Origin of the sequence: Centipeda infelix ATCC 43532 (assembly GCF_000234095.1) — a bacterium.
GTDB classification, from domain to species: Bacteria; Bacillota; Negativicutes; order Selenomonadales; family Selenomonadaceae; genus Centipeda; species Centipeda infelix.
This window is the reverse complement of sequence record NZ_JH376799.1, coordinates 352024-365223: the sequence shown is the minus strand read 5'-3', so window position 1 is coordinate 365223 and position 13200 is coordinate 352024. Positions and strand designations below refer to the sequence as shown.

At 54.1% G+C, this 13200-nt stretch carries 2 protein-coding genes; both read left to right on the top strand.

Annotated elements, in window-relative coordinates:
• The first annotated feature begins 208 nt into the window (after positions 1 to 208).
• Positions 209 to 1585 (top strand): flagellin N-terminal helical domain-containing protein, encoded by a 1377-nt coding sequence (locus HMPREF9334_RS07850; protein ID WP_006692930.1) that lies wholly within the window; start codon positions 209 to 211, stop codon positions 1583 to 1585.
• 133 nt (positions 1586 to 1718) lie between these two features.
• On the top strand, positions 1719 to 13151 hold the full coding sequence (locus HMPREF9334_RS07845) for a YDG domain-containing protein (RefSeq protein WP_006692929.1): 11433 nt from the start codon (positions 1719 to 1721) through the stop codon (positions 13149 to 13151).
• The last annotated feature ends 49 nt before the right edge of the window (positions 13152 to 13200 follow it).

Sequence of the window (13200 nt, the reverse complement as noted above, 5' to 3'; positions counted from 1 at the left end):
AACGGACGCATAGCCAAAGCTATGTGGAAGATTTGGCGACGATGGCAGGGCTGAATTTATCAGTGCTTCCTTAAAAATATAATATATATAGTTAAGTCCCCTCCTCATTTCGTCGATATATCTAGCGAGATATAATGTCTACATCAAAATTATCCAATTATTTCAAAGTTAATTATGGAAATGATAGATAGTCAGGGAGGCAGTCTTTATGGCAATGGTGGTCAAGAATAATATGTCGGCGGTGAACACGCTCAATACGCTCAACAAGAATCAGAGTGAGCTGTCGAAGAGCCTGCAGAAGGTCTCCTCGGGCATGAAGATCAACAGTGCCGGAGACGATGCTTCGGGGATGGCAATCTCTGAGCGGATGCGCGTGCAGGTACGTGCGCTCGATCAGGACGATGTGAACACGAATAACGGCTCTGCTCTGCTGCGGACGGCAGAGGGGGCAGTACAGTCCACCATTGAGATTCTGAAGACGCTGAAGGAAAAGGCGATCAACGCCGCGAACGATACGAACACGGACGAAGACCGCGCGCTGATCCAGAAGGAAGTCGATCATCTGATCGATCAGATCGACGACAACGCGCTCACAACGTATAACGGGAAGTATCTGATTGACGGAACGCATAATGGGCTCGTCAAAGGTGATGGCGGAGATGGAACATATACAAGCTTTACAAATATGAGTCTCGCGTCCAACACAGGACCGGGTACGCGTCTGACCGCATTATTGCGGCGTGATGGTAATAGCGTCGGCATTCATTCGTCGGATACCATTACTGCCTCATGGGTAAAGAACGGCGTGACCTATACGGGGACGCTTTCACCCATTGGGAATGCGAATTTGCTCAACGCAATAGGCATTATAACAAATGCCCATGCTAGTTATTATAGTCGTGATGCGTTGGTTGGTGTGGATGAGTATGGGAGAGATGTCTATACTCCGGATAACCAGCCGGCAATTACGATTCGTGCGGCGAGGCCGGGTGTAGATGGGCAGATTTCAGGCGTGACCTTTGCCGTGACTGACAGTGAAGGACGGATGCGCAATGAGGTGAATGCAGTTCTTGATGCCTTCAAAGAAACTGTGCGCGGGCAGAATCCATCCCCCGATAACTCGTTGACGCTGCAAACAGGTGTGCGTGCGAATCAAGCGACGAAAGTCGGATTCACAGACATGCGGTCTGTTGCACTTGGATTGCAATCGGCCAATGGAGCCGGTTGGAATCGAGATAGGACGGGATTAAACCCGAACACTGAAGTCGTCGGCGCAGGGCCAAAGGTTCAAGTCACGACACGAGAGGCTGCAAACGCTGCCATCAACGTGTTCGAGAATGCACTCATCAAGGCAACAGACCAGGCCGTCGCCATCGGTGCGGTGCAGAGCCGTCTGAACTATACGGGCAGTAATCTGGTCGTTGCGTCTGAGAATGTGCAGGCATCGGAGTCCACAATTCGCGATTCTGACATGGCAAAGGAAATGACCGCCTACACGAAACACAATGTGCTGACCCAGTCGGCACAGGCAATGCTCGCACAGGCGAATCAGAACTCAAGTGCAGTGCTGAGTCTGCTCCAGTAAAACGTTTTTGGGAAAATCCTCCGATCATCCGTAGGACGATTGGAGGATTTTTTATTTTTATATGCTATTATTAAATGCACTATAATATTCGATATACTACATAAGGAATAATATGTCTATGGGAGAGCGGAGAATGAAAAACAATCGAACGAAACTATCGCAGCGTGTGCGTTATGCACTGCTTGCAGGCATGGCGGGCGCTTTTTTGATTCCGCAGATCGGCTTTGCTGCACCGACAGGCGAGCACGATATGACGACGGGCGTTGCAGTCAGTCGTTCAGGCAGTACGACCAATATTGGCGCAAGCGCGGCGAACAATGTTATCAAGTGGAAGGATTACTCCGTGGCGAGCGGAGAGACGGTCGCTTATGATACAAAAAATTATCTTAATCTGGTCACGGGTGCAAACACCTCTGCCATCAACGGTACGATTACCGGCGGAGGCAAAATCTATCTTGTAAACCCGAATGGCGTGATCTTTGGCAAGACGGCATCGGTGAATGTCGGAAGTCTCCATGTCTCGACGCAGCCAATCAATACGGTCAACACCGCTGCAGATATGGCGAACAATGTGTCGCCCTTCAGCGCATCTGCCGCAGGCAAGGCAGATGTCGTTAATATGGGTACAATCAACGCGACGAATGTCGAGGTCATTGGCAAAAGTATCCGCTTCCTCAATGACGCACAGGTCACAGCAAGCAGTCCCGTGATCCTTCGTACGGATACGGCAAACGACGGCACGGCGCATATTGGCTACCGCGGCACTGCCCCTGCGACGACGAAGTATAAGGTCAACGGTGGGCTGGCAACAGCAGGGGATAACTACTATCAGCTTGTTGCTAATGCAACGGAATTGCAGAACATCAAGAACAATCTCTCGGGCAACTATATGCTTGAGGACAATATTGACCTTGGTGGCGCGACTCATAGACCGATTGGCGGTAATGGGTATACTGACTTTACTGGAAAATTTGACGGCAATTTTTTCAAAGTCAAAAATTTCACTATTCCGACTGGAACGGGAGCATACGCAGGACTCTTTGGCAAGATAACCGGTGCCCGTATTGAAAATCTTGGTGTTGTAAACGCTACAATTATGGGGAATAACGTCGGCGGGTCAGGCGGCGCTGTTCCTGTGAATTTTACGGGCGGTATTGTGGCTCACGCTACCGGGTCAACCCTTAAAAATGTCTATACCGGCACTGGTGTAACCCTTGACGGCGAGGATATGGGGATTGGAGGAATTGCCGGCTATACGAACCACACGTCGATTGACAGTGCCTATAGCAAAGCGACAATCGGTGAGGGCGGCGGCATCATCGGCTGGGCACATGCCGGCACAGTAGTTACAGATTCCTATAGCGATGTAACGATTCGCCCAGGCGCATCCGGAACATATTTTGTCTATCTGATTGACCCTGCAGCACAAACAACAATCAAAAATTCTTATGCAACTGGTTCAAATTTTACTTGGGTTCCTACGGCACCGGGCATTACGAATAGTTATACCATTGATAAGACAACAGGAATGGCTACACCGTTCGGGTCGGGCCCAGCGGTTAAAGCACACGTCTCTTCCTCTTATTCCGGCTGGGATATCAACAACAATGGCGATCCCGGCGCAAAATGGCGTATCTATGAGGGGCGTACCGCTCCTTTGCTGACTGCATTTATGAGCGGTACGGCGACAGCGACGTACAACTATCGCTATTTTAATGCAGATGGCACTGTGGATACTGATACGGGCAATACGGTCAAATCAAACGGGGGCAAGGACCTCACCGGTCTGACCTACAACAGCAAGTATCTTAAAATCGTAAATCCGAATGCGCCGACAGCCGCGGGTGATAAGTCGAATGTCATCTATAGCGGAGACATCGTCGACAACAACAAAGTGCACGATTATGTCAACACCGGCACGAAGGATTACGACAAGACCAACGGCATCCGCGATGTCGGGACGAAGGCGATCCTTTGGTCGGATCAGGACGGGCCGAATCTGCGCGGCGTTAATGTGACGATTGATAAACGCCAAGTAAAACTCAATAACGGCAACATCAACCCCAAGCGCATGTATAACGGCAAGAAGGACGTTACCGATGCGTTTATTCAAGCGCTTAAATCCGGCAGCATCACATCCAACGGATTTACGCAGGATGATATTAATGCGGGCTCCGTTCAACTTGATTTTACAACGGGAAATTTCAAGGCGCAGATGGCGGATAAGAATGTCGGCACGGATAAGGAAGTCACATTCACGGGATCGATCGGCTTTAACGGTGACGATAAGAATAACTATGAATTTGATGGAACCTCCATTAATAATCTCAAAGGCAAGGCGACGATCACCAAGGCACCGCTCTACCTTGACATCTTCAAGAAGAGGGCGGCTGACAAAATCTATGACGGCACCTCTGCCGTCACTGATACGGATATGCTCCAGTCCAAGCCGAACATCAAACTGGATAAGTCAAAGACTGCTCCGACGATCGCACAGATGGGACTCGGCCAGACCATTCAAGATGGCGCGATCATGCGCGATGACAGCGATGCGGTGGATTCCGTCGACCTCACAAACGTAGGCGGTCCGAAGTACACGGATGCGGCGGGCAACGAGCAGATCCACGCCGGCAGCCACAAGCTCCAGTATACGAATGTCGGGCTCACGGGCAATGATGCGGGCAACTATGAGCTTTACTATACCCCAGCAAACAACACAAAGACCCTCGTTTCGAGCACGGATAAGACGGTCTATCTCGACGGCAAGATCATCCCACGCCAGATTACGCGCGACAGCTTCAATGTCTATGACAAGACGACGCATGCGAAGGTTGATGCGAAGAAAGTCTATGACGGGAACAGCGACTATACGCCCGGCTCGAACGTCTATCTCTCGACGAATGCGGGCGCTGTCGGCGATACGGGCATTGTCTCGCGCGATCAGGGGCATATTACGTTTGCGCTGACGGGCGGGAAAGGGTATTTCACCGATAACAGCGGAACCCGAACCAAGAACGTCAAGGAAGCGACGAAGCTCGCCTATGAGGTGACGGGGCAGACAGATGATGCTGTGAACCATCGCCTCTCCGACTACTATGTGCTGGATACGGACAATACGACCAAGAAAGCACTGAGCGATACATTCCACGCGACCGGCGACGGCAAGATTACGCCGAAGGCGCTGACGGCGACGGTCGTGAACAACAATATCACGAAGGTCTACGACGCGATGGACGACCAGACCGATGGCAGCCGTCAGATCATCAAGGGCGATGCACTTGTGACCCTCTCGGGCTTTGTCGGCTCGGAATCGCGCACGAACACCTCGACGGCGAAGTACGCGTCAAAGAATGTCGTGGTGGATGGGAGCGGAAATCCGACGACGCAGGGCGTTACCTATACGGCGTCCTTTGATGCCGGAACGGGAGCGGAGTCAGAGAACTACACCCTCGGCACAGAGGGTGTAAAGCCGATCGTATCGTCGAAGACGCTTACAGATCCCAGCTATAAGGGAACGATCACACCGCGTAATCTTACGATGACCTTCAACAGTGTAACGAAGGTCTACGACGGCACGGCGACCAACAGCCAAAAGTCGCTTGCATCGCTTGACGATGGCCTTTCAGGCACCGTTGTTGGCGCGGACAACATCACGACCGGCAATTTCAGCATGACGAATGTCACCAGCAGGTATGGCACGGGGAACACCGAGGGGACATTTGCAGAAAATGTAAACGCAGGAAACCGCACCGTTGAGTATGCGGGGCTTTCGAATGCGCTTGGAACAACGAATCACAACTATAAGATTGCGGATAAGCAGTATGGTACGGGGACGATTACGCGCCGCCGGATCGATAAGGGCGGTTTTCGCGTATACAATGCGGATCACACAGTTGCAGATGCGAAGAAGGTCTATGACGGGAACGACCGTCATACGCTCGCGCCCGGCGCATATCTGACGGGAACAGCGGCATCGGGGGATACGGGGATTGTCACGCGGGACTACGGGAAGGTGACCTTTGCGCTCAAGAGCGGTTCGACGGGGCATTTCTCCAGCGATGAAGACGGCAACAACCGTACCTCCCACGTCTCTGAGGCGCACTATGTCGCCTATGACGTTGTGGCACGAACGAGCGATCCGACGAATAATCCGCTGTCGAACTATACTTTTGGCTCTGCAGCAGAGGAGACAGCGGGGACACTCCGCAATCTCGAGTCTGTGAATAATGCCAACCCCGCTCATGTTACGGCACATGGTACGATTACGCCTGCTTCGATTCGGGCAACAACGCACGCCGTCGAGAAGGTCTATGACGGTGTGGCAGAGCATACGGACGGCAGCCGCAATATCAAACGCGGGAGCGATATCGTCAGTCTTGCGGCGATGATCACGGACGAGACGGACGGACAGCCGACGAACACCTCGACGGCACGCTATACGGATAAGAATGTCTCGCGTGACGGCAGCGGCAATATCATCAACAAGGATGTCACCTATACGGCACAGCTCACGGGTCAGTATGCAGACGACTATCAGATTGTCGATGCGGGGAACCATGTCATCAGTACGGCGAACGGCTCGGGTGCGACGAAGACCGTGACGATGAATGCACCCATTACGGTAGCCAACGCGGGCAAGATTACGCCGCGCAAGCTGAATATCAAGATGGGCGATGTGTCGAAGACCTATGACGGTACGACGGTCAATACGGACAGTAATGTCACGGAGATCACGGATGCACCGCAGAGCTCTGTCATCGGAACGATTCTCAGTGGGGACGGTATCACGGCAGGCGCACTGAAGACTGCGTGGGATAATAAGCGTTCGGGCGGAACGGCATCGAGCAGCTACGGCAACGGCACAGGCAGTGCTTTCCGACACAACGCAAACGCGAGCAACGGCACGCCGCATGACGTTCGCTATACGAAGATGGATGAGGCGTTTAGGGATGCGTTTGGTGCGACGACAGCGGGCAATTATACGGTGGACCAGACCGTCTACGGAAAGGGGACGATCAACCGCAAGGCGATTGATCCGAACAACTTCGATATCGTCGATGCGCATGGGAACGCCTCCCATGCGGCGAAGGTCTATGACGGCACCAGCAACTACACGGTTCCGTCCAACTGGAAGCTGCGTCCGGACACGGGGCTCGGTACAGGTGTGATCAGTGCGGATGCGGACAAGATCAACTTTGCGATTGATCCCAATAAGGGCGCGCATTTCACGAAAGCAGACAATACGACGCGGACGGCGAATGCCTATGAGGCGCAGCGTGTCGCCTACAATGTCAAGGCGACGACAGATAATGGCTATGAGTACCTGCTCAAGAACTATACGTTGAATGGGCAAAACCTTGAGAGCGGGAATGCGACGGCGACTGGTGCGGGAGAGATCAAGCGCCGCACGATTAATGTCGGTCTTGCAGAGGCGAGTGGCATTGACAAGGTTTATGACGGCAATGCACAGCTCATTGACACCGCGACCCGTCACCACCAGGTGTTCTCGGATGACGATGCCAGAGCAAATGTCGCCTATGCTGCGGGGGCAACCAATGCCAACAAGCTTGTACGCAAGAAGAACGGCTATACGGTGGACGACGGCGCACAGGTAACGGTGCAGGGCAACTATACGGGTAAGAATGTCGCCCGCGACGGCAGTGGCAATGTGACGACGAAGAGCATTACGTATAAGGTAAAGATTGCGGGTGACGCGGGGAAGAATTACTACCTCACGGACGGCTCGACAACGGTCAATGCAGAGACAGAACTTGAACTTTCGGCGACGGGAACGATTACGCCGAGGGATCTTTCGGGTGCGTTCAAAAAGGTTACGAAGGTCTATGACGGCACGAAGAATGTCGACCCGTCAAAGGTCGGCTTTGAGATCGGCGCGAATGGTGTCGTGTCGGGCGATGCGGTCGGTCTTGCCAGCGGACATACGCAGGAGTTTGAGAGTGAGAATGTGCGCGGCAGCGGCACGACGTGGGCAGCACCCGACGGATCGACGCAGCACAACTGGGTCAACTACTCGAACCTCTCGCTCACGGGTGCAGATGCGGGGAACTATACGCTTAGCCTTGGGGCAACGGCACAGGGGCTTGGCGAGATCACGCCGTACGTGCTGAATCCGAGCACGGTGGACTTTTCCATCACGCAGGCATCGAAGACCTATGACGGCACAAAGACGGTCAAGTGGACGGATGGCTCAAGCGCACCGAGCGATCAGAAGAAGTACATCACAAGCGCGACCGTGAACATCAATGGCAATCACGTCAATGTTCTGGATGATCTGAAGGTGTCCTCGGCCGAATACGATACGAAGAATGTCGATAACGGCAGCTCGGTGAATCGCGTGACCTACAATCTGCGCTACACAGGGCAGAGTGGGAACTTCTCGCTCGGTGGGGCGTCGACCTTTGCGAAGCAGGGCGACGGCGTTATCACGAAGAAGGATGTCACGGTCACAGTCAAGAGCTCTCTGACGAAGACCTATGATGCGACGCAGGATGTACTCGGCGTGGCAAAGAACTCCGCGAACACGGTCGTCAATACGGCGAATGACATCATCGGCATGACGGGGCTGGTCTCCGGCGACGGCGCGACGAATGAGTCGACGGCAGCGTACGCGGATCAGCACGCCGGTACGGGCAAGGTCGTCAACTATGATGTCAAGCTCGACAGTGCGAATGCGGGCAACTATAATCTGAAGTACAACGGCGCAACGATTACGTCGCCGATCTCAACGAATGACAATACGATTACGAAGCGCAAGGTGGATGTCACGTTCGATCCGGTAACGAAGTCCTATGATGGGACGGCGGCAAACAATACGATTGCACCAAAGGTATCGGCGAACGATGCGGGAGTGCTTGCTCTGGACAGCAGCGGCAATGTCAGCGGCACAACGATCACGGGGTTGACGGGTGTCACGAGTCAGTACGGCACGCTCTCCGGAGGGACGTTTACGCCCAATCCGAATGCCGGCGCGAAGACAGTGCGCTATTATGGCATCGGCACGGCGATGGGTACGACCTTTGGCGCGAACAACTATGATTTCAACGTCAAGGACGGCACAGGCACGATCAACAAGGCGAATATCAATACGTCGGACATTATCTTTGCTACCACGGGCGCACGCAAGGTCTATGATGGCACCAAGACGGTGAAGTACAACGGATCGAGTGCCTCCAATGATGTGAAGAACTATATCACGACGGCGACGGCAAACCTCGGCGGCGGACATACGGCTGACCTGCGCGGCGATCTCGTGATTGACGAGAAAGAGACGAAGTATGTCAGTGCCGATGCGGGTACGAATATCCGCGTCAAGTATAAGTTCCGGCTGAACAACAGTAACATCGAAATCTCTGGAAAAAATGAGTTCGAGATGACAGACTCCGGCACGATTGACCGCCGTGTGCTGAACCTCGATCTGGCACAGAAAACGGGCATCAACAAAATCTACGATGCTAATGCGAATCTCGTGGATACGGATACGCGGCACTACGACAAGTTCATTGACGACGATGCAAAGGGCAATGTTACTTATGCATCCGGCACGACGAATGACAACAAGCTCGTCCGTACGTCGAACGGTGCAGAGGTCAATGACGGCGCGTCGATGACGATCACGGCGAACTATGTGAATACGGGTGTTGCGGATAAGAATGCCGGCATCAACAAGGATATTGCATACAATGTTAAGATTGGTGGGGCGCAGGGGCAGAACTATACCCTTTCGTACAACGGCACGACGGCAAATGCCGAAATAGGCCTTGATCTCACAGGTGCGTCGGGAACGATCGCGAAGCGTACGATCACACTTGGGTTTGGCGATGTGCAGAAGATGTACGACACGACACCGAACAACAACACGAAGAATATCACCTCGGTGACGGCAGGCGATACGGACGGTCGCGGTGCCGCCACGCTTACGGAAGATAGGATCACGAGCACGTCGTTTGATACGACCGGCATCGTGAGTTACTATGGTGCAGGAACGACGGATGCGGCATTCCAGCGCAATCCGAACGTTGTGACGGATGCAAACGGAAATGTCATTCCGAACGGCAAGGATGTCCAGTACTCGAATCTCGCGAATACGCTTGCGGCACAGCCCTATGCAGTCAACTATGAGATCGCGAATACGGCATACGGCAAGGGCACGATTCGCAAGCGTACGGTCACGGCAAATGACTTTACCTTTAACATCAACAATGCCACGAAGATGTATGACGGCACGCGGGATGTCTACTGGAAAGATACCGTGACGGGCAAGTCCTACAAGGACATGGAGCATGTCAAGAACTATTTCAGCACGAGCAAGCTCGATCTCGGCGGTGGCAATCTCGTCGATATCAATCTCAATGACATCCAGCTGAATTCAGCGAAGTACAATGACGAGCGCGTTGCGCACGCTGCGGGTGTCGACTATGATGTGACGATCAATACGCAGAACTTTGAGTTCTCGGGCACTCGGAACCGCATAATCAATCATACGGGTGACAAGATCGAAAAACGCGACCTCGCGACGAAGCTCCCGCCGCATCTCATCAAGGAGTATGATGGCGAGGACACGTTTACCGAGACAAATGAGATATTTGCCAATGCAATGGCACGCGCAAATCTGACGGGTGTTGTCGACCGTGACAAGAACAAGATCCAGCTGAAGGTTAAGGGGACGTACAGCAGCCCCGATGCCTCGGTGGAGACGCGGACGGATGCGGAGGCGCGTACACCTGCGACAGCAGGACGAGATGTCGCCTATGAGCTGACGCTCTCGGGTGATGCCGATACACTCTCGAACTACAAGATCGGCACTGTGGAGACCCTTGACAGCAATGGCGAGATGAAGGGCAATGGCTCCGGCAAGGCGGATATCTATAAGAAAACGCTGACGGTCAGTGCAGATCCGATCGATAAGGTCTACGACGGCACACGGACGGTTGTTCGCCCCAATGGTTCGACGACGGCACCGCATCCGGCGGCGAATAAGCTGAAACTCAATGGATTCGCGAAGACGGCAGATCACTTTGACTTCGACCAGCCGGCGGCGGATAAGATTGACGGGCTTTACTCCGATCCGAACGTCAGCCGTGCGGCGGACGGCACGATCCTCGACAAGGATATCGCGTACAGCGGTGTGAAGGCGGCATTTAAGAACTACGCCGACAACCATGCGGGCAGCGCGGCGAGAAACTATCGCGTGGACAGCGACACGGTGTCGGGCAAGGGCAAGATCACACCGCGTACGATCACGCCGAATGATATTGCAAACGGTCTGACGCTCGCAGATGCCACAAAGGTCTATGACGGCACGACGAAGGTCAAGTACAATGGGCAGAATACGCCGGACGCACTCAAGAACTATCTCACGAGCGCGACAGTGAACATCAATGGTACGCCGATTGACATCAAGAAAGAGCTCACGATCCGCGCCGACGAGGCATCAACCCACTACGATACCGCAAACGTGGCGGGCGGTGCACAGCCGCGTGTGACGTACACGCTGAACTATACGGGGCACAATTTCGATATCACGGGGCCGATCACAAAGCAGGCGAATGGCACAATCACGAAGCGGCAGGTCACGGCGTATGCCCCGGGGCAGCTGACGAAGATGTATGACGGGACGACCAAGGTCTATGACAGCGGCGACCCGACGATCAAGACGTACTATCGTGGAAATCAGGTTACGTCGGGTGCGGACATCGTGCAGCTGGAGGAAGAGAACGGCGATCGCGGGCTTCTCACGAATGACGGCGTGCAGAATATCTCGACGGCGACATTTGAGGATAAGAAGGCGGGACGCAACAAGAAAGTCAACTATAATATTGCTGTCGATGCTGCGCACGCGGGCAACTATGAACTCGTCGATCAGCGCGGAAATGTGATCTCACAGACCTCGACGAACAACAATACGATCACGCCGCGCCGCCTCGATATCACGTTCGGTGATGTGTCGCGTGCGTATGATGGGACAAGCACGAACACGGATGTGACTGCACTCGTGAAGGATTCGGATGCGCGCGCGACGCTGCGCCGCGATGGTGTGAATCCCAGCGGCGAACAGCTGATCCTGCGTGATGCGGCAAATAACGACATTACCTTGCCGAGCGACTACGGCTACGGCAGAACCGACAGTGCCTTTACGAAAAACGCCGACGCAAATCAGACCGGCGAGCCGCCGAAGGATGTGCAGTACCGCAAGCTGGGTGACGCGATGCGTACGCTGCTCGGCAATGATGCGGGTAACTATGACTTCGATGAAACGGGCTACGGCAAGGGCCGGATTACGAAGGCAAGCGTGCGTGAGAGCGATTTCCGCATGAAGTTCAAGGATGCGGTAAAGGAGTACGATGGCACGGATGCCGTAAACGATGCACGGTCGCGCCTCGATCGATCGGATAGCCGTATGCGCCTGCCCCGCGCGGAGGGATGGAAGCCCTTCGCCCTGCAGGACAAGGATATCGCGGACATTAAGGGGACGTATCAGCCGACGGGTGGAAAACGCAGCAAGGATGCGAGCGAGAACAGCCGCGGTGTGCAGTACGAGGTGCAGCTGAGCAAGCAGAACTTCGATTTTGAGAATGGTTGGAATGGGAAAATCCATGGCGATGGCGCGGGCAAGATCAACCGCCGAGCGATCATGGCGGAGACACTGCCGTACCTGACGAAGGAGTATGACGGCACGCGCGGCGTTGTGAATGCGGCGCGGGACGCCGACGGTAATCTCATCATGCGGAGCGGCGACGGGCTCATGCGGTTCCGTCATGCCAATGATACGGCGAAGCGTGCCCTCATCACGGGCGATGATGTGTCGAATGCAACTACGGCAACGTATGACACAGAGAATGTTGCGTGGAAGGACGGTGTCTGGAACCAAGGGAACGGCACGGCTGCTGATGTCGGTGTTACCTATGCACTTGGCCTCTCGGGAGCGGATGCTGCGAACTATAAGATCGTGGACAGCAAGGGCACTGAGGTGACAAATGCCAAGGGCCTGGGCAAGATCACGCCGAAGGACATTCGTCTGAAAGCTGACCCGCAGACACGCTGGATCAACGAGGGGCTGCCCAAGAGCTATACGGGCAAACCGATGGGCAGCAACCTGGGACATAATGATATCCCAGAGCTCCTTCCGAATGAGGTTCTGCCCGGCTCGATCGGCTATTCTTCGCCGAATGCGCGTCTGCGCTGGGGCGACTATATGATCCGTGGGGACTATCACGCACTGAACGGCACGGACGGCGATACCGTCTCGCGCAACTATCGCTTTGTGCAGGATCCCGCGAACGCGACCGCGCTCCACATCGGCCCCTATATCCCGGACTATGAGTACTACAAGGCACTCACCCAGACGAGCAAGATGATCCCCGATGAGTATGCCTATGAAAATGCCTCGCTCGACCGCCGCAGCCATTTCGGCCGCGATGCCGAGGCGGAGGTAACCTACACACCGCCTTCTATCAATACGATCAAGGACGGGGTCGATATCAGCAAAACGGACATCCGCATCACGGATGAGACTGTGTTCTCTCTCGTGAATAAAGTGTTCGGCTGAGCAAAAAACAATAGCAACATGAAGCGCCCCATCGGTGGAATGATAAAAT

What these genes read in the sequence shown, in the direction of transcription:
- HMPREF9334_RS07850 (WP_006692930.1), top strand. Translation starts at nt 209, where the DNA reads ATGGCAATGGTGGTCAAGAATAATATGTCGGCGGTGAACACGCTCAAT.
- HMPREF9334_RS07845 (WP_006692929.1), top strand. Translation starts at nt 1,719, where the DNA reads ATGAAAAACAATCGAACGAAACTATCGCAGCGTGTGCGTTATGCACTG.